The organism is Pseudomonas sp. SLFW (assembly GCF_009905615.1).
GTDB lineage: Bacteria > Pseudomonadota > Gammaproteobacteria > Pseudomonadales > Pseudomonadaceae > Aquipseudomonas > Aquipseudomonas bambusae.
The window spans coordinates 58,583-77,783 of the sequence record NZ_JAAAKW010000001.1; the positions used below are offsets into that span (position 1 = coordinate 58,583).

Annotated in this window: 14 protein-coding genes, 3 tRNA genes and 2 pseudogenes; 5 read left to right on the forward strand and 14 right to left on the reverse strand. The window is 58.9% G+C overall.

Features of this window, described 5'->3' with window-relative positions:
- Positions 1–11: 11 nt before the first annotated feature.
- From clpP to GVN17_RS00235, 5 genes are all read right to left on the reverse strand, one after another.
- Complete coding sequence (gene clpP / locus GVN17_RS00215) at positions 12–653, reverse strand: ATP-dependent Clp endopeptidase proteolytic subunit ClpP (protein WP_166593225.1); 642 nt, start codon at positions 651–653, stop codon at positions 12–14.
- 91 nt (positions 654–744) lie between these two features.
- On the reverse strand, positions 745–2,055 hold the full coding sequence (gene tig, locus GVN17_RS00220; RefSeq protein ID WP_166593226.1) for a trigger factor: 1,311 nt from the start codon (positions 2,053–2,055) through the stop codon (positions 745–747).
- Between the two features lie 370 nt (positions 2,056–2,425).
- Positions 2,426–2,510: transfer RNA gene (locus GVN17_RS00225), tRNA-Leu, on the reverse strand.
- A 57-nt stretch (positions 2,511–2,567) separates the two neighbouring features.
- A tRNA-His gene (locus GVN17_RS00230) sits at positions 2,568–2,643 on the reverse strand.
- Between the two features lie 40 nt (positions 2,644–2,683).
- Positions 2,684–2,760: transfer RNA gene (locus GVN17_RS00235), tRNA-Arg, on the reverse strand.
- Between the two features lie 309 nt (positions 2,761–3,069).
- Between GVN17_RS00235 and folD the strand changes: the two genes are divergently transcribed.
- Entirely contained in the window at positions 3,070–3,924 is an 855-nt protein-coding gene (gene folD, locus GVN17_RS00240; protein ID WP_166593227.1) for a bifunctional methylenetetrahydrofolate dehydrogenase/methenyltetrahydrofolate cyclohydrolase FolD, read from the forward strand.
- 214 nt (positions 3,925–4,138) lie between these two features.
- Here the strand turns inward: folD and GVN17_RS00245 are convergent, their stop codons facing one another.
- From GVN17_RS00245 to GVN17_RS00270, 6 genes are all read right to left on the reverse strand, one after another.
- Positions 4,139–5,944 carry an ABC transporter substrate-binding protein gene (locus GVN17_RS00245; RefSeq protein WP_166593228.1) on the reverse strand — a complete coding sequence of 602 codons (1,806 nt, stop codon included), beginning with the start codon at positions 5,942–5,944 and terminating at the stop codon, positions 4,139–4,141.
- Positions 5,945–6,145: 201 nt separating this feature from the next.
- Positions 6,146–6,418, reverse strand: a complete 273-nt coding sequence (locus GVN17_RS00250) for a DUF2160 domain-containing protein (protein WP_166593229.1) — start codon at positions 6,416–6,418, stop codon at positions 6,146–6,148.
- 12 nt (positions 6,419–6,430) lie between these two features.
- Positions 6,431–7,231, reverse strand: coding sequence for a carbohydrate ABC transporter permease (locus tag GVN17_RS00255; protein WP_166593230.1), 801 nt, complete (start codon positions 7,229–7,231; stop codon positions 6,431–6,433).
- Between the two features lie 10 nt (positions 7,232–7,241).
- Entirely contained in the window at positions 7,242–8,108 is an 867-nt protein-coding gene (locus GVN17_RS00260) for a carbohydrate ABC transporter permease (RefSeq protein ID WP_166593231.1), read from the reverse strand.
- Complete coding sequence (locus tag GVN17_RS00265) at positions 8,101–9,231, reverse strand: ABC transporter ATP-binding protein (RefSeq protein WP_166593232.1); 1,131 nt, start codon at positions 9,229–9,231, stop codon at positions 8,101–8,103. Before GVN17_RS00265 ends, GVN17_RS00260 begins: the two co-directional genes overlap by 8 nt.
- Entirely contained in the window at positions 9,231–10,325 is a 1,095-nt protein-coding gene (locus tag GVN17_RS00270; protein ID WP_166593233.1) for an ABC transporter ATP-binding protein, read from the reverse strand. The genes GVN17_RS00265 and GVN17_RS00270 overlap by 1 nt, the downstream gene beginning before the upstream one ends.
- A gap of 326 nt (positions 10,326–10,651) precedes the next feature.
- Here GVN17_RS00270 and GVN17_RS00275 point away from each other — a divergent pair.
- Together GVN17_RS00275 and GVN17_RS29850 are read left to right on the forward strand one after the other, a co-directional pair.
- Positions 10,652–12,292: pseudogene (locus GVN17_RS00275) on the forward strand (sigma-54-dependent Fis family transcriptional regulator); the annotation flags it as partial.
- A gap of 81 nt (positions 12,293–12,373) precedes the next feature.
- Positions 12,374–12,499, forward strand: a pseudogene (locus GVN17_RS29850) (helix-turn-helix domain-containing protein); the annotation flags it as partial.
- Positions 12,500–12,736: 237 nt separating this feature from the next.
- Here GVN17_RS29850 and cysS read toward each other — a convergent pair.
- Together cysS and GVN17_RS00285 are read right to left on the reverse strand one after the other, a co-directional pair.
- Positions 12,737–14,119, reverse strand: a complete 1,383-nt coding sequence (cysS, locus tag GVN17_RS00280) for a cysteine--tRNA ligase (RefSeq protein ID WP_166593235.1) — start codon at positions 14,117–14,119, stop codon at positions 12,737–12,739.
- 24 nt (positions 14,120–14,143) lie between these two features.
- Entirely contained in the window at positions 14,144–15,841 is a 1,698-nt protein-coding gene (locus tag GVN17_RS00285) for a glutamine--tRNA ligase/YqeY domain fusion protein (protein WP_166593236.1), read from the reverse strand.
- Positions 15,842–16,121: 280 nt separating this feature from the next.
- On the opposite strand from GVN17_RS00285, the gene GVN17_RS00290 reads away from it, so the two are divergent.
- Both GVN17_RS00290 and lpxH read left to right on the forward strand, forming a co-directional pair.
- Positions 16,122–16,625, forward strand: coding sequence for a peptidylprolyl isomerase (locus GVN17_RS00290; RefSeq protein ID WP_166593237.1), 504 nt, complete (start codon positions 16,122–16,124; stop codon positions 16,623–16,625).
- The gene (lpxH, locus tag GVN17_RS00295; RefSeq protein WP_166593238.1) at positions 16,622–17,395 is read left to right on the forward strand and encodes a UDP-2,3-diacylglucosamine diphosphatase; all 774 of its coding nucleotides are present in this window, start codon (positions 16,622–16,624) and stop codon (positions 17,393–17,395) included. The genes GVN17_RS00290 and lpxH overlap by 4 nt, the downstream gene beginning before the upstream one ends.
- Positions 17,396–17,622: 227 nt before the next feature.
- Here lpxH and GVN17_RS00300 read toward each other — a convergent pair whose 3' ends face one another.
- On the reverse strand, positions 17,623–19,155 hold the full coding sequence (locus GVN17_RS00300) for a DHA2 family efflux MFS transporter permease subunit (RefSeq protein ID WP_166593239.1): 1,533 nt from the start codon (positions 19,153–19,155) through the stop codon (positions 17,623–17,625).
- Positions 19,156–19,201 lie beyond the last annotated feature (46 nt).

Genomic DNA, 19,201 nt, shown 5'->3' on the forward strand with positions numbered 1-19,201 from the left:
CAATCAAGCAATCATTTGATCATTTGACGTTTGTCGAGCACCGCGTCCACCAGACCGTATTCAGCAGCGCGTTCGGCGCTCATGAAGTTGTCGCGGTTGGTGTCACGCTCGATAGCTTCCAGCGGCTGACCGGTATGGTGCGCCAGCAGCTCGTTCAGACGCTGGCGAATGTACAGGATTTCCTTGGCGTGAATGTCGATGTCCGACGCCTGCCCCTGGAAACCGCCCAGTGGCTGGTGAATCATCACGCGGGAATTCGGCAGGGCAAAACGCTTGCCCTTGGCACCACCTGCCAGCAGGAACGCGCCCATGCTGCAAGCCTGACCCATGACCGTCGTCGAAACGTCCGGTTTGATGAACTGCATGGTGTCGTAGATCGCCATGCCCGCAGTCACCGAACCGCCTGGGGAGTTGATGTAGAGATGGATGTCCTTGTCCGGGTTTTCCGCTTCAAGGAACAGGAGCTGCGCCGAGATCAGGTTGGCCATGTAATCTTCAACCGGGCCGACCAGGAAGATGACGCGTTCCTTGAGCAACCGGGAGTAGATGTCATAGGCGCGTTCGCCACGGGCGGACTGCTCGATAACCATCGGGACCAGGCCGCCAGCGGCCTGGATGTCAGAGTTCTGCTGAATATAAGAATTGCGGGACATGTCTCGCATTCACTCCCAAATAGTCATGTCTTGAATACGCATAAGCCAGCGCGAAGGCTGGCTTATGGTGTTTTCGAACGAGAGAAAGAAATCAGTCGGCTTGTGGAGCTTCTACCGGCTTGACGGCTTCTTCGTACGAGACCGCTTTATCGGTCACGCTCGCTTTCTGCAAAACAGTATCCACAACTTGCTCTTCCAGCACAACCGAACGCACTTCGTTCATTTGCTGTTCGTTCTTGTAGTACCAGGCCACGACCTGCTCTGGCTCCTGGTAAGCGGAAGCCATTTCCTGGATCAGCTCGCGAACGCGGGCTTCGTCAGGCTTGAGGTCGAACTGCTTGACCACTTCAGCGACGATCAGGCCCAGCTCGACGCGGCGCTTGGCCTGCTCTTCGAACAGCTCGGCTGGCAGTTGGTCAGGCTTGATGTTGCCGCCGAACTGTTGAACGGCTTGAACGCGCAGGCGGTTCACTTCGTTTTCCAGCAGGGCTTTAGGGACTTCGATCGGGTTGGCAGCCAGCAGACCGTCCATGACCTGGTTCTTGACCTTGGACTTGATGGCCTGACGCAGCTCGCGCTCCATGTTCTTGCGAACTTCGGTGCGGAAACCTTCCAGGGTCGCTTCCTTGATACCGAACTGGTTGAAGAACGCTTCGTTCAGTTCAGGCAGGGTCGGAGCCGAGACGGTGTTGACAGTGACGGTGAACTCGGCGGTTTTACCCGCCAGTTCCAGGTTCTGGTAGTCCTCAGGGAAGGTCAGGTTCAGAACCCGCTCTTCACCGGCTTTAGCGCCAACCAGCCCGTCTTCGAAGCCAGGGATCATGCGACCCGAGCCCAGCACCAACTGAGTGCCGGTGGCCGAACCGCCGGCGAATGCTTCACCGTCGATCTTCCCGACGAAGTCGATGTTCAACTGGTCTTCGTTGGCAGCAGCACGGTCGGCGGCTTCGTAACGAACGTTCTGCTTGCGCAGGATTTCCAGCATGTTGTCCAGATCGGAGTCAGCGACGTCAGCGGACAGACGCTCGACGCTCACGGATTCAAAACCGGCAACGGAAAATTCGGGGAACACTTCGAAGGTGGCAACGTATTCGAGGTCTTTGCCTTTTTCGAAGGTTTTTGGCTCGACGGAAGGCGCGCCAGCCGGGTTCAGCTTTTGCTCTACGACAGCTTCGTAGAAGGTGGCCTGGATCAGGTCGCCCAGTGCTTCTTGACGAGCACCGTCTTCGTAACGCTGGCGGATCACGCTCATAGGCACTTTGCCAGGGCGGAAGCCCGGGATCTTGGCTTTACGTGCGGTCTGCTGCAGACGCTTGTTGACTTCGGTCTCGATGCGCTCAGCTGGCACGCCAATGGTCATGCGGCGCTCAAGAGCGGAAGTGTTTTCAACAGAAACTTGCATGGATATTCCTCGTTGCACAGACGTTAGCCGGCCGTTTCCGACCCCAGAATCAAGGGCAAGCATTCTAGTGGGTCAATCTCAAGAAGTCACCCTACTGACGAAGGGTAAATACAGTGGAATGCAACCAGGGGGAAAAGGACGAAGATTCGAAGCTTCGCAAGCGGTCTGGAACGCACTTTCCGCGCCCCTATATAAGGAAGCGAAGCACGACCGAATGGCGATCCAATCCCTGGAAACACTCCGGAAAAGCCCATCATCAACAGCATGGCGGACTCGTACCGGCATGAAACCAATACGTTGAAACAAAAAAAGCCGCACTAGGCGGCTTTTCACTCCCCGGAGTGCTTGACTCACTTCCCAGGGTTGTAGCTGGTGCGGACGGAGAGACTCGAACTCTCACACCTTGCGGCGCTGGAACCTAAATCCAGTGTGTCTACCAATTCCACCACATCCGCGTTTGAAGCGCTTAAAGCAAAGGCGCCAGATTATGCATCTGGCGCCTTCTTCGAATATGGGGTGGACGAAGGGGATCGAACCCTCGACAACGGGAGTCACAATCCCGTGCTCTACCAACTGAGCTACGCCCACCATCTAGCGTTGTAACTTACTTGTGCCAAAGCTGCCTTTATGGCGCACCCGGCAGGACTCGAACCTGCGACCATCCGCTTAGAAGGCGGATGCTCTATCCAGCTGAGCTACGGGCGCTTGGTTAATCTGCATTCTTACGACTGCAAATTAAGAGCTTTCAATCACGCTGAGCCGATTTGAACTCTACCTGACTTATTCAACCTTTCGACCTGACTCACCGCTTCCGGCTTATCCTGTGTGGGGTTGTGCCCGACAAGTGCGACGAATCTTATAGACGGCCTCAAAGGTCGTCAACACTTTTTTCTAAAAAATTCAGTTAATTAAAGGGGTTAGCTTATTAAGCGGACCAACCGCCTTTGCCCTTGCGTCAGGTCATGCGAGAATGCGCGCTCTTTTTCCCTCCCTTCCGATGGTTAATCACGCGTAATGACTGCAAAACTAATAGACGGCAAAGCGATCGCAGCCAGCCTGCGCCAGCAGATCGCCCAACGAGTTGCCGAACGTCGCGAGCAAGGGCTGCGTACGCCGGGCCTCGCGGTGATTCTGGTCGGCAGCGACCCCGCCTCTCAGGTTTACGTCTCGCACAAACGCAAAGACTGTGAAGAGGTCGGCTTCATCTCCCGGGCCTACGACCTGCCCAGCGAAACCACCCAGACCGAGCTGACCGATTTGATCGACAGCCTCAACGAAGACCCGGCCATCGACGGCATCCTGCTGCAACTGCCGCTGCCGGAGCATCTGGATTCGTCGCCACTGCTGGAACGTATCCGTCCTGATAAGGACGTCGATGGTTTCCACCCTTATAACGTCGGGCGTCTGGCCCAGCGTATTCCGCTGCTGCGCCCTTGCACGCCGAAAGGCATCATGACCCTGCTGGAAAGCACCGGCGTTGACCTTTACGGGAAAGATGCCGTGGTGGTGGGCGCGTCCAACATCGTCGGTCGTCCGATGGCCATGGAGTTGCTGCTGGCCGGCTGCACCGTGACCGTGACCCATCGCTTCACCCAGGACCTGGCGGGCCATGTTGGCCGTGCGGATCTGGTGGTGGTGGCAGCGGGCAAGCCGGGGCTGGTCAAGGGCGAGTGGGTCAAGGAAGGCGCGATCGTGATCGACGTCGGCATCAACCGTCAGGATGACGGCAAGTTGGTGGGCGACGTGGTGTACGAGACCGCCCTGCCCCGCGCAGGCTGGATCACCCCGGTGCCAGGGGGCGTTGGCCCGATGACCCGCGCATGCCTGCTGGAGAACACCCTTTACGCAGCGGAAACGCTGCACGGTTGATCGAGGCGGTCTGCACATGAAAAACGGCACCCGAGGGTGCCGTTTTTTATGCGTGTTTCACAGGTTCCTCTCTGGAAGCGAACTCATCCGCGAAAATGTTTCAACCGACGCGGATGCATTGACCGGACGCCCCATTCGCGAATGAATTCGCTCCCACAGTTCAAGCTGGCGTCCTCCCGCGCTATACGGGAGGACCCCAAGGCAGCTTCACGCCTTACTTCTTGGCCGCTTCCCAGCTTTTCAGCAGGTCCGAGTAGGCAATCGTTTCACCCTTAGGTTTCTCGTTGGCCAGTTTGCGTTGCGGGGCGAGGAACGCGCCATTGCTCTTCTCGGCTTTGGTGTACCACTCTTCCGCCGAAGTTTCCGGGTTCATCTTCGGTGCGCAACCACTCGCGTCCTGAACCTTCGAGCGCTCGATACGGGTCATGATGGCGTCCTGATCCTTGGCCAGGCCATCGAGCGCCGCTTGTGCGGTTTTCTCGCCGGTCACGGCCTCAGCCACATGGCTCCACCACAGTTGCGCCAGTTTCGGATAATCCGGAACGTTGGTGCCGGTCGGCGACCATTGGACGCGGGCCGGGCTGCGGTAGAACTCCACCAGACCACCGAGTTTCGGTGCCAGCGCGGTCATCTCTTTCGAGTTGATGTCCGACTCACGAATCGGCGTCAGGCCCACGATGGTTTTCTTCAGCGAGACTGATTTCGACGTCACGAACTGCGCGTACAGCCAGGCCGCCAGACGTTTTTTCTCGTCAGCCGATTTCAGGAAGGTCCACGAACCCACGTCCTGATAGCCGAGCTTCATGCCGTCTTTCCAGTACGGACCTTTCGGCGATGGCGCCATCCGCCATTTCGGCGTGCCATCGGCGTTCATCACCGGCAGACCTGGCTTGGTCATGTCTGCGGTAAACGCGGTGTACCAGAAGATTTGTTGCGCAACGTTACCCTGCGACGGCACAGGACCGGACTCGGAGAATGTCATGCCCGCGGCTTCAGGCGGTGCATAGGCTTTCAGCCAATCGATGTATTTCTGAGTGGCGTAAACGGCAGCCGGACCGTTGGTGTCGCCGCCGCGGGTGATGCTGGAACCGACCGGATGGCAGCTCTCTACACGAATACCCCACTCGTCCACCGGCAAGCCGTTCGGCAGGCCTTTGTCGCCGCTGCCTGCCATGGAGAACCAGGCATCGGTGAAGCGCCAGCCCAGGGACGGGTCTTTCTTGCCGTAGTCCATGTGGCCGTAGACTTTCTTGCCGTCGATTTCCTTCACGTCTTCGCTGAAGAATTTGGCGATGTCTTCATAAGCCGACCAGTTCACCGGAACGCCCAGCTCGTAGCCGTATTTGGCCTTGAACTTCGCTTTGAGGTCAGCACGCTCGAACCAGTCGGCGCGGAACCAGTACAGGTTGGCGAACTGCTGGTCAGGCAGCTGATACAGCTTGGCCGGGGTGATGACCTTGCCCGACTCATCCTTGACCTCAGGCGAGGTGGTGAAGGAGGTGCCGATGAAGTCTTTGATGTCGAGTGTAGGCGAGGTGACTTTCGCGCCTTCCGGGCTGGCCATCAGGTCTGTCAGAGACAGCGCCTTGCCGTAGCGGAAATGGGTACCGATCAGGTCAGAGTCGTTGACCCAGCCGTCGTAAATGCTCTTGTCCGACTGCATCGCGGTTTGCAGCTTCTCGATGACGTCGCCCTCTTGCAGGAGGTCGTGAGTCACTTTGATGCCGGTGATTTCGGTGAAGGCCTTGGCCAGGGTTTTCGATTCATATTCATGGGTGGTCAAGGTTTCGGAAACCACCTTGATGTCCATGCCACGGAACGGCTCGGCGGCCTTGATGAACCACTCCAGTTCCTTGAGCTGGTCAGCGTCGGACAGGGTGGTCGGCTTGAACTCGCTGGCTGCCCATTTCTTCGCGGCATCCTCGTATTGATCCGCCCACGCCGAAACGCTCAAGCCGCTGAGCATCACCATCGTCGCAACCGTCACACTATGTCGCAGCTTGTTTTTCTTATTGAACATAGACACCTCCAGTGTTGATTCTTATGTAGTCCCGCTTTGCAAAACCGTTTGCACCACTTTCTGTAGGAGTGACCGGGCTGGCGCTCCACTTTGATCGCGATAGCGGTCTGCCAGAAATCACATCAGTGGCTGACGGATCGCTATCGCGAGCAAGGTGGAGCGCCACCCCGGTCACTCCTACAAGTGTTCATTCACTTCCTTTCAACCCCAACGCATCACCACCAACAGCCAGACCAGGGACAGCCCCGAGGCGACCCAGATGCTCCAGTCGGTCGCGCCAATCACCAGCAAATGCAGGTAGGCGCTGCCGAGAAGACCGATGAACAGCCGGTCGCCACGAGTGGTGGCAATCGGCAGAAAACCGCGGCGCTCGATGCTCGCCGAGCGCAATTCCCAAACGGTCATCGCAGCCAGAATGGCAGCGATGGACGCAAAGAAAATGGCGGTCGGCAGTGTCCAGGACATCCACTCCATTTTTTCGACTCCTCAGACACGACCAAGGGCAAAACCCTTGACCACGTGATTGCGAACGAACCAGATCACCAGCATGCCCGGCAGGATGGTCAACACGCCCGCTGCCGCCAACACGCCCCAGTCGATCCCCGATGCCGACACCGTGCGGGTCATCACCGCCGCGATCGGCTTGGCGTTGACCGATGTCAGTGTCCGCGCCAGCAGCAGCTCGACCCACGAGAACATGAAGCAGAAAAACGCCGTGACACCGATCCCCGAACCAATCAACGGGATGAAAATTTTCCCGAAGAATTTGGGGAAGCTGTACCCGTCGATGTAGGCCGTTTCGTCGATCTCCTTCGGCACGCCAGACATGAAGCCTTCGAGAATCCATACCGCCAAAGGCACGTTGAACAGGCAGTGCGCCAACGCGACGGCGATGTGGGTGTCGAACAGACCAATCGACGAATACAGCTGGAAAAAGGGCAACAGGAACACCGCCGGTGGCGCCATGCGGTTGGTCAGCAGCCAGAAGAACAAGTGCTTGTCGCCGAGGAAACGATAGCGGGAAAACGCGTAAGCAGCAGGCAATGCCACGCTCAGCGATATCACGGTATTCAGGCAAACGTAGTACAGCGAGTTGATATAGCCGCTGTACCAGCTCTCGTCGGTGAAGATCACCTTGTAGTTCGCCAGGGTGAACTCCTGGGGAAACAGCGTCAGACCGCCGAGGATTTCGGTGTTGGTCTTGAAGGACATGTTCACCAGCCAGTAGATCGGGACCAGCAGAAACAGCAGGTAGATCCACAGCGGCACGACTTTACGAAGATTCATGGGCCGCTCCTCAGTTCTTTTCGCCGTGGGTCATGGCGGTGTAGAACACCCACGACACCAGCAGGATGATCAGGAAATACACCAGCGAGAACGCCGCCGCCGGGCCAAGGTCGAACTGGCCGAGCGCCATGGTGGTCAGGGTCTGGCTGAGGAAAGTCGTCGAGTTACCCGGTCCGCCCCCAGTGAGCACGAACGGCTCGGTGTAGATCATGAAGCTGTCCATGAAGCGCAGCATCACCGCGATCAGCAGCACGCTCTTCATCTTCGGCAACTGGATGTGTCGGAAAACCGCCCAGTTAGATGCCCGATCAATACGCGCCGCCTGGTAGTACACGTCCGGAATCGCCCGCAGACCCGAGTAGCACAGCAGCGCCACCAGCGAGGTCCAGTGCCAGACGTCGATGATCAGCACCGTCACCCAGGCATCCGAGGCATTGGCCGCGTAGTTGTAGCTGACGTGCAGCACGTTGTTGAGAAACCAGCCCAGCAGGCCGATGTCGCCCCGGCCGAAAATCTGCCAGATGGTGCCAACCACGTTGAAGGGGATCAGCAGCGGAATGGTCATCACGATCAGGCACACCGAAGACCAGCGACCCTTGGTCGGCATGGTCAGCGCAATGGCGATGCCCAGCGGGATTTCGATCAGCAACACGCAGGCCGAATAGATGAACTGGCGCAGCAACGAGTCGTGCAGACGCGGGTCCTGCAGCACCTGCCTGAACCAGTCGGTACCGACGAAATAGCGGCTGGACTGGTCGAAGATGTCCTGCACCGAATAGTTGACCACGGTCATCATCGGGATGATGGCGCTGAACGCCACCAACAGAAACACCGGCAGCACCAGCCACCAGGCCTTGTTGTTCTGCACCTTACTCATGGGGCACCTCGCTGGCCGACGCTGCATTGGCGTCGGCTTCCAGCAGAAATTCATCGGCGTAGAGCATCAACCACTGGGCCGGAAAACTGATCCAGGCCTGGCCTTGCGGCACCGGCTTGTCTTCCTGCAGGCGGACCTTCAGCGATTGCCCGGCCAGGTTCAGGGTGAGGATTTTGTAGGTCCCCAAGTCCTCGACATAGGTCACGTCGGCGCACATGGCGTCGTCGAACGGTCCATCCCAAACATGGACGAACTCGGGTCGGATGCCGACCTTGAGGCTGCTCCACTTCGTTGCGGCCAGCCGCTGTTGCAGGGCTTCCGGCAAAGGCAGATGAATGCCGCCGAAGCCCACGCCGCCTGCTTCAGGCCTGACCTCAATGAGGTTCATGCCGGGGCTGCCGATGAAATAACCGACAAAGGTGTGATGGGGTTTTTCGAACAGCTCACGCGGGGTGCCGAACTGCACGATCTGGCCGCCGTACATGACCGCGATCTTGTCGGCGAAAGTCGAAGCTTCCAGCTGATCGTGGGTGACGTAGACCATGGTGATGTTGAACTGCTCGTGGATCTGCTTGAGCTTGCGCCGCAGTTTCCACTTCAGGTGAGGGTCGATCACGGTCAGCGGTTCGTCGAACAGGATCGCCGACACGTCGTCGCGCACCAGACCGCGGCCCATGGAGACTTTCTGCTTTTCGTCAGCCGTGAGGCCCTTGGCTTTCTTTTTCAGCAGCGGTTGCAGGTCCAGGACGTCGGAGATTTCCTGCACCTTGATCTGAATTTTCGCCTCGGCCATGCCCTGATTGCGCAGAGGGAAGGCGAGGTTGTCGTACACCGTCATGGTGTCGTAGACCACCGGAAACTGGAAAACCTGAGCGATGTTGCGCTGCTCCGGCGACATGTCGTTGACCACGGTAGTGTCGAACATCACCTTGCCTTCCGACGGGCTGAGCAGGCCGGAAATGATGTTGAGCAAGGTCGATTTGCCACAGCCAGACGGGCCGAGCAAGGCATACGCCCCGCCCTGCTCCCAGATGTGAGTCATCTCGCGGATCGCGTAATCTTCAGGGCCAGTGGGGTTTGCGCTGTAGCTGTGCGCGAGTTGTTGCAAGCGGATCTCGGCCATCAGGCAACCCTCGCCATGCGCAAACCGGGCGCTTGGATAAGCCCGCCCTGCTGATCGAACACGAATAATTTGTGAGTCGGGATGTACACGCGAATCGGCGTATCGACGTCGTACTCGTGCACGCCCGGCAGGTGCAGGACCAACGAGAAATGCTCGTTGCGCACGTGAAGGAAGGTCTCCGAGCCGCTGATTTCTGCCAGTTCCACGGTGACCGCCAGTTCCAGATCGTCGTCGTTGGACGGTACGAGACTCAGGTGGCTAGGGCGCACACCAAAACCGTATTCGCCATCGCCGATCTTGCGCAGGTCGACGTTGAGCGGGAAATGCACGAAGTTGGCGAAGCTCACTTCGTTGCCATCGATACGGCCCGGCATCAGGTTGATCGGCGGCTCGGAGAACAGCTCGGCGGCCAGCACGGTTTTCGGCTGGTGGTAGACCTCAGGGGTCTTGCCGCTCTGGATCAGCCGACCTTCGTGAAGAATCGTTGTGGTACCGCCCAACGCCAGCGCTTCGTTGGGCTCGGTGGTGGCGTAGACCGCGATGGTGTTGCGGGTCTCGAACAGCTGGCGCATTTCCTGACGCAGCTCTTCGCGCAATTTGTAGTCGAGGTTGACCAGCGGCTCGTCGAACAGAATCAGCTCGGCGTCTTTCACCAGCGCCCGCGCCATGGCCGTGCGCTGCTGCTGGCCGCCGGAGAGTTCGAGGGGATAGCGACTGAGGAATTTCTCGATTCGCAGCATTTTGGCGGTTTCCCGCACGCGGCTGTCGATTTCGTCTTTCGACATTTTGGCCTGGCGCAGTGGCGAGGCAATGTTGTCGTAAACGGTCATGCTCGGGTAGTTGATGAATTGCTGATAAACCATCGACACATTGCGATGACGCACGGCCACTTGGGTGACATCTTTGCCATTCATCAGTACGCGGCCGCTGTCTGGCTTGTCCAGACCGGCCATCAAGCGCATCAGGCTGGTTTTGCCTGATAAGGTGCGCCCCAGCAATACGTTGAATGAGCCGGGTTCGAAGCTCAGCGACGCATCGTCGATCCAGATTTGACCGTCGACGGCTCGGCTGACGTGCTCAAGCGTGAGAGACATGGCGTGCCCTTTTTATTTGTCTTGTTCGGGGTGAAGCTGTTGGTCTGTTTTTTTAACGACCACGTGTTGGATAGCGACAATCGTGCCAATCGACCTTCGCTAACGAACACTGCGCCAAAACCCGCGATCTAGAGAGCCGGAGGCAAATCGAGCGTTCTGTCGATATTCGTTGGTGAACATAAGTGAACAGAAAAGGCTGAACACCTGAACAAAATGAACATTGACTTTGAACAATCCTGAACAACAATGGGTGAACGTTTCGAGCACGGATGCTTGGCCCACGCCGTACCCCAAAAACAATAAAAGCTACCGGACGGAGCCAGACCATGGCCGCTACAGGCGCATCCACCGCTCACGACACCATTATTCGGGACTCATGGGCCCGCTGCCGCGAATTCGGCCTGGACCATCAGTCCCGTCCCGCCTTCAATCGGCTGCCTGAACAGCAGGTTTCGCAACTGCTGGAGCGCCATCAGTCGCTGGTGCAGACCACCCATCAGCAGGTGCTGCCCTTCTACGAGAACATTCTCAGCAACTCCAACTGCCTGATCCTGCTGGCTGACCAACAAGGCCAGGTGCTCAATTCGTGGGGCACCAAGCGCTTCGTCGAACCGGATCAGCAGCGGGGTTTCATCGCCGGCGCCAGTTGGCTAGAACGCGGGGTCGGCACCAACGCCATCGGCACGGCGCTGGCCTGTGAACAGGCTGTTCACATTGAACACGATGAACACTTTTTGAAGGCCAACCGTTTCATGACGGGCTCTGCGGCGCCGATTTTCGATGCCTCGCGGCGTATGGTCGCGGTGCTCGATGTGTCCAGCGACAGCTTCCTGCCACCCTCCCACACGCTGGGGATGGTGAAGATGATGAGCCAGACCATTGAGAACCGGCTGATCCTGGACCAGTTCCAGCACAGCTATTTTCAGATGACGTTCAACACCGGGCTGAACAACCTCGACAGCCAATGGGCGGGTTTGCTGGTATTCGATGAAAGCGGCCGAATCGTGTGCGCCAATCGCCGGGCCGACAACCTCTTGGGTGTGCGTCTGTTGCAGGCCAACATCGAACAGCTGTTCAAGGCCCCGATTGCGCATTTGCTCGATCAGCAGGAAGGCCAGCCTTTCGCGCTGCAAGCCTCGGGGCATAACCGGTTTCATGGGGTGATCAAACGGCCCAAGGCCCCGGTGCTGAAATTCAGGGCTGCGACTGAGCTGAAGAAACCCGACACCGCCCCGCCCGGCTTTGGCGATGAAAAAGTGGCGAAAGCCACGCGGCAAGCGCAGCGTTTGTTAGAGAAAAACGTGCCGCTGTTGATTCTCGGCGAGACTGGCGCGGGCAAAGAGGTGTTCGTCAAACACCTGCATCAAGGCAGCTCCCGGGCTGATCAGCCGTTCATTGCGGTGAACTGCGCCGCCATTCCCTCGGAGTTGGTGGAGGCCGAGCTGTTCGGTTACGAAAAAGGCGCGTTCACGGGCGCTCACCATAAAGGCAGCGTCGGCCTGATTCGCAAGGCGGACAAGGGCACGCTGTTTCTCGATGAAATCGGCGACATGCCCCTGCCCGTCCAGGCCCGTTTGCTGCGGGTGCTGCAGGAGCGTTGCGTGCAGCCGCTGGGCAGCAGCGAGTTGTTTCCGGTGGACATTCGGGTGATTTCCGCAACCCACTGTTCGTTGCGCGAACAGGTGCAGAGCGGGCGTTTCCGGCAGGATTTGTACTACCGCATCAGCGGCTTGAACCTTGAATTGCCGCCCCTGCGCGACCGTACCGACAAGGCGGAACTGGTGCAGATGATCTGGCAGCAGCATCGCGAACCCCAGCAGACGGCGGGCTTTGAATCGTCGGTGTTAACGTTGTTCGAGCGGCATCCGTGGCCGGGGAATTTGCGTCAGTTGAGCAATGTGATTCAGGTGGCGTTGGCGCTGGCGGATGACGAGCCGATTTCTGCCGAGCATCTGCCGGAGGACTTCTTTGCTGATCTGGAGCTTGTCGATCTGGAGATGGAGAGCGAGAACAGCGAGCGGGTGACGGCGTTCAATCGTAAAGCCGCGCTGGATACGCCGGAGGAGTTGAACGAGCTGTTGCAGGCGGCCGGGGGGAATATTTCGCAGCTGGCCAAGCGGCTGGGGGTGAGTCGGAATACCTTGTACAAACGGCTGCGCGAACAGGGTTTCTGATTGTGGATTTGTGTTGCCGGAGCTGACGCTATCATCCGACTGCGGCCCAGAGCAAGCGAGCTCCTACAGTTGGAACGCGATCACTTGTAGGAGCGCGCTTGCCCGCGATGGCGTCAGACCTGCGATAAAGGTGCATCTGATGTACCGTCATCGCGAGCAAGCTCACTCCTACAGGGGATCGCATTGAACCTGTAGGAGTGAGCTTGCTCGCGATAGCGATAGATCAGGCGCTAGCGATCAATCCGCCAAGCGCCAGGTCGTTGCGCCTTTGCCGTCTTCCAGCACCACGCCCATGGCGGTGAGCTGGTCGCGGATGCGGTCGGATTCGGCCCAGTTCTTGTCAACGCGAGCTTGCAGGCGTGCTGCAATCAGCGCTTCCACTTCGGCCGCATCGACCCGCCCTTCAGCCCCTGCGCGCAGGAAGTCGTCGGCTTCAAGCTGCAACACGCCGAGCACGCTGGCCAGCTGTTTCAGGCGCGCCGCCAGACCGGCCGCAGCCGTGACATCGCTGTCGCGCAGGCGGTTGATCTCACGGACCATCTCGAACAGCACCGCACAGGCTTCCGGCGTGCCGAAGTCGTCGTTCATTGCCGCCGAGAAACGCTCGACGAACGCCTCACCACCGGCAGGCTCGGCGACCGGCAGGCCTTTGAGCGCGTGATAGAAACGCTCCAGCGCCCCCTTCGACTCTTTCAGGCTGTCTTCGGAATAGTTGATCGCGCTGCGGTAGTGGCTCGACACCAGCAGGTAACGCACCACTTCCGGGTGATATTTATCCAGCACGTCGCGGATGGTGAAGAAGTTGTTCAAGGACTTGGACATCTTCTCGCCATTGATGCGGATCATGCCGCAATGCATCCAGGCGTTGGCGTAGGTCTTGCCAGTGGCCGCTTCGCTCTGGGCAATTTCGTTTTCGTGGTGCGGGAATTCCAGGTCGGAGCCGCCGCCATGAATGTCGAAGGTCTCGCCCAGGCAGCAGGTGGACATCACCGAGCATTCGATGTGCCAGCCCGGACGGCCCGCGCCCCACGGCGACTCCCAGCTCGGCTCGCCCGGCTTGACGCCTTTCCACAGCACGAAGTCCAGCGGGTCGTCCTTCGCTTCGTCGACCTCGATCCGCGCACCGATGCGCAGGTCTTCGATCTTCTTGCGCGACAGCTTGCCGTAGCCCAGGAATTTGCCGACGCGGTAATACACGTCGCCATTGCCCGGCGCATAGGCATAGCCCTTGTCGATCAGGCTCTGGATCATGTCGTGCATGCCGCCGATGTAGTCGGTGGCGCGCGGCTCCATGTCCGGTTTGAGGATGTTCAGGCGCGCTTCGTCCTCGTGCATCGCGTCGATCATGCGCGCGGTCAGGGCATCGAACGCTTCGCCGTTTTCACGGGCGCGGTTGATGATCTTGTCGTCGATGTCGGTGATGTTGCGCACGTAGGTCAGGTCGTAGCCGCTGAAACGCAGCCAGCGAGTGACCAGGTCGAACGCGACCATGCTGCGGCCGTGGCCCAAGTGGCAGTAGTCGTACACGGTCATCCCGCAGACGTACATGCGCACCTTGTTGCCATCCAGCGGCTTGAAGACTTCTTTGCTCTTGGTGAGCGTGTTGTAAATGGAAAGCACGTTCTGCCTCTTATCTGTACTGCATCAAGTCCACGCGTCACGCAGCGTGACGGTCCGGTTGAATACCGGCTGACCAGGTTTCGAGTCTTTGATGTCCGCGCAGAAATAGCCTTCGCGTTCAAACTGGAAACGGTCTTCCGGCTGAGCTTCACCCAACGAGGGTTCAGCCCGACAACCGGTCAGGACCTGCAAGGAGCCCGGGTTGATGTTGTCCAGGAAGGTCTTGCCCTCCTCGGCCTTCTCCGGGTTCGCGGAGAGGAACAGACGGTCGTACAGACGCACTTCACATTCAATGCTTTCAGCGGCCGGGACCCAGTGGATCACGCCCTTGACCTTGCGGCCTTCCGGGTTCTTGCCCAGGGTGTCCGGGTCGTACGAGCAACGCAGCTCGACGATATTGCCGTCGGCGTCTTTGATCGCCTCATCGGCGCGGATCACGTAGCTGCCACGCAGGCGCACTTCACCGTTCGGCTCCAGGCGTTTGTAGCCCTTCGGCGGCTCTTCCATGTAGTCGTCGCGGTCGATGTAGATCTCGCGGGAGAACGGCAGCTTGCGCACGCCCAGTTCTTCTTTCTGTGGATGACGCGGCAGTTCGAGGTGATCGACCTTGTCTTCCGGATAGTTAGTGATCACGACCTTCAATGGACGCAGCACGCACATCGCACGCGGGGCGTTGTGGTCCAGGTCCTGACGGATGCTGAATTCGAGCATGCCGAAATCGACCACGCCGTCGGAACGGTTGGTGCCGATCATTTCGCAGAAATTGCGGATCGATGCCGGGGTGTAACCGCGACGGCGGAAGCCCGACAGGGTCGACATGCGCGGGTCGTCCCAACCGTTGACGTGCTTTTCATCGACCAGTTGCTTGAGCTTGCGCTTGCTGGTGATGGTGTAGTTCAGGTTCAGGCGCGAGAACTCGTACTGGCGCGGCTTGCACGGCACCGGCAGGTTGTCGAGGAACCAGTCGTACAGCGGACGGTGGCTTTCGAATTCCAGGGTGCAGATCGAGTGGGTGATGCCTTCGATGGCGTCCGACTGACCGTGGGTGAAGTCGTAGATCGGGTAGATGCACCACTTGTCGCCCGTCTGGTGGTGATGGGCGTGGCGAATGCGGTACAGGATCGGGTCGCGCAGGTTCATGTTCGGCGAGGCCATGTCGATCTTGGCGCGCAGCACACGGGCGCCGTCTTCGAACTCACCAGCCTTCATGCGGGCGAACAGGTCCAGGTTTTCCTCGACGCCGCGCTCACGGAACGGGCTGTTCTTGCCCGGTTCTGTCAGGGTGCCGCGGTATTCGCGCGCTTGTTCAGGGGTCAGGTCGTCAACATAGGCTTTGCCCGCCTTGATCAGCTCGACGGCCCAGTCGTGCAGTTGATCGAAATACTGCGAGGCGTAGCGCACTTCACCGGACCACTGAAAGCCCAGCCATTTGACGTCGTTTTCAATGGCGTCGATGTATTCCTGGTCTTCCTTGGCCGGGTTGGTGTCGTCGAAACGCAGGTGCGTAACGCCACCGAATTCCTGAGCCAGACCGAAGTTGACGCAGATCGACTTGGCATGACCGATGTGCAGGTAGCCGTTGGGCTCCGGCGGGAAACGGGTCACGATCTGGGTGTGCTTACCCGAATCCAGGTCTGCCTGCACGATGGGGCGCAGGAAGTTGGTTGGAATTGCAGGGCCTGCCTTGGTGTTGGCAGCAGCGTCTTGAGTGGGCTTGCTCATAGTATCCTTGAAAACCTGACAGTCTTGGCCAGGGTAGGCCGAATAAATCAAAGCGCCTATCATAGCCGAACCTGTCAAGCCCCTGACAGCGCGCAGTGACAAAACTGCCGAGATACCTGGCAGGTGATTTCAGGCCGCGGGTTTAATTGCAACTACCCGTAGGGCAACCTGCCTCTGTAAACTGCGCGCCAGGGTGAATCAGCGGCCCTTGCAGCCAGCTTCTATGCTGTAAACCGCGATCGACACGTCCAACCACGAATTCCAAAAGAGCGATTCGAACATGTCCAAAGTAAAACTGACCACCAACCACGGTGACATCGTCCTGCAACTGAACGCTGAGAAAGCGCCGATCACCGTTGCCAACTTCATCGAATACGTCAACGCTGGCCACTACAGCAACACCGTGTTCCACCGCGTCATCGGCAACTTCATGGTCCAGGGCGGCGGTTTCGAGCCAGGCATGAAAGAAAAGAAAGACAAGCGCCCAAGCATCCAGAACGAAGCCGACAACGGCCTGCCGAACAAGAAGTACAGCGTGGCCATGGCCCGTACCATGGAGCCGCATTCGGCCTCGGCTCAGTTCTTCATCAACGTTGCTGACAACAGCTTCCTGAACCACAGCGCCAAGACCGTTCAAGGCTGGGGCTACGCGGTGTTCGGCGAAGTGGTGGAAGGTTCGGACGTGGTCGACAAGATCAAAGGCGTCGCCACCACTTCCAAAGCAGGCCACCAGGACGTACCGGCTGACGACGTGATCATCGAGAAAGCCGAGATCGTTGAGTGATATTGCTGATCTCCGATCTGCATCTGGAAGAAGGACGCCCGGACATTACCCGGGCGTTTCTGGATCTGCTCAGCGACCGCGCCCGTGGGGCCGAGTCGCTGTATATCCTCGGGGATTTTTTCGAGGTCTGGATTGGCGATGACGCGATGTCGCCTTTCCAGCGCTCGATCTGCGAAGCCCTGCGCGCCTTGAGCGACAGCGGCACGCAGGTGTTCCTGATGCACGGCAATCGCGATTTTCTGATCGGCAAGGCTTTTTGCAAAGCTGCAGGCGTCACCCTGTTGAAAGACCCGAGTGTCGTGCCATTCAACGGTGAGCCGGTGTTGTTGATGCACGGCGACAGCCTGTGTACCCGCGACGAAGCCTATATGCGTTTGCGCCGCTACCTGCGCAATCCACTGACTTTATGGGTCCTGCGCCATCTGCCCTTGAGCACCCGGCATAAACTCGCGCGCAAGTTGCGCAGTGAAAGCCGCGCGCAGACCCGCATGAAAGCCAATGACATCGTTGACGTGACCCCGGAAGAAGTCCCGCGGATCATGTCCGAATATGGGGTAAAAACCCTGATCCACGGCCACACCCACCGCCCCGCCATCCACAAATTGCAGATCGGCAACGACACCGCGCAACGGATCGTGCTGGGGGATTGGGATCGGGAAGGATGGGCGTTGCAGGTCGATGAACAGGGCTTTCAACTGACCTCGTTCGGGTTTGTGCAGGAGCAGCCGTTGGGGTTGCCACAGGACTTGCAGACACCACACACCCTGTAGGCCTTCGCTTGCTCGCGATAGCGTCATCTCACTCGCCTCTTCGTTGACTGATTCCACGCCATCGCGGGCAAGCGCGCTCCTACAGAAGATGGGTGCCAGACGAATCCTCAGCGGTGTATGCAAACCTTGTAGGAGCGCGCATACCCGCGATGCCGTCAGACCTGCGACAAAGATGTGTCTGACACACCGCCATCGCGAGCAAGCGAAGGCCTACAATGGCTGGCGCCTCAATGCCCTGCCCCCGGCCCGGCCTTGGCGGCGAACGGCGGTTTGGCCATCCAGATGATGAAGATCAGCGCCATGAATCCCCAGCCCATCATGTAGAAATAATCCACCGTGGACATCATGTACGCCTGGCTGGTGACCATGCTGTCGAGCTGCGCGTAGGCCTGATTGCTCGGGCCGCCCAGCATGTCCAGCGCGTGTCGCGTGGTCGGTTCGTAGGTGTTCACGTTTTCGCTGAGGTACGCGTGGTGCATGTTCGCCCGGCGAATCCAGATCCAGGTCGTCAACGAAGCCGCGAAGCTGCCGCCGAGGTTACGCAAAAACGTCGCCAGCCCCGAACCGTCGGCAATCTGCGACGGCGGCAGGTCCGACAGCAGGATGCTCAAGGTCGGCATGAAGAACACCGCGATCCCCGCCCCCATGAACAGTTGCACCATCGCGATGTGGTAGAAATCCACTTGACTGGTGAAATTCGAGCGCATGAAACAGCTCATGCCGATGACCAGAAACGCCAGCCCCGCCAACAGCCGCAGGTCGAACTTCGGCGCGTATTTGCCCACGAACGGCGACAACAGCACTGGCAGAATCCCCAACGGCGCCACGGCCAGCCCCGCATAAGTCGGCGTGTAGCCCATCTGCGTCTGCAACCATTGCGGCAAAATCAGGTTGATCCCGAAAAAGCCCGCGTAGCCCAGCACCAGGCAAATGGTCCCGACCCTGAAGTTGCGGAATGAAAACAGCCGCAGATTCACCACCGGGTGCTCATCGGTCAATTCCCAGATGATGAAGGCCGCTATGCCAATGGCCGAAATCACCGAACCGATGATGATGAAGTTCGACGAGAACCAGTCCAGGTCATTGCCCTTGTCGAGCACCACCTGCAAGGCCCCTACGCCGATGATCAGGGTGATCAGCCCAATGTAGTCCATGGGTTGGCGGACGATGTTCACCGGACGCGCCGCCAGTTGCGTGCGCACCACGGCAGCGGCAAACAGGCCAATCGGCACGTTGATGAAGAAGATCCAGGGCCAGGCATAACTGTCGGTGATCCAGCCCCCAAGAATCGGCCCGGCAATCGGCGCCGCCACCGTGACCATCGCCAGCAGTGCCAGCGCCATCCCCCGTTTCGCCGGGGGGTAGACGGCAATCAGCAGGGTCTGCGCCATCGGGTACAGCGGGCCTGCGACCAAGCCTTGCACCACGCGGAAACCCACCAGTTCAGGCATCGACGTCGAAATGCCACACAGGAACGAGGCGATCACGAACAGCAGTGTCGCCCATATAAAGAGCTTCACCTCGCCAAAGCGACGGCTCAGCCAGCCGGTCAATGGCAGCGCGATGGCGTTACTGACCGCAAACGAGGTGATCACCCAAGTGCCTTGGTCCGAACTCACCCCCAGGTTGCCGGAAATCGTCGGCAGCGCGACGTTGGCAATGGTGGTGTCCAGCACCTGCATGAACGTCGCCAGCGACAGGCCGATGGTGCTCAAGACCAGGCTGGGCGGCGTGAAAGAAGCGGGAGCGTTGTTACTCATCGCGAATCCTTTGACTCTTCAAAATGGTCCCGTCGCGAGAGATGCC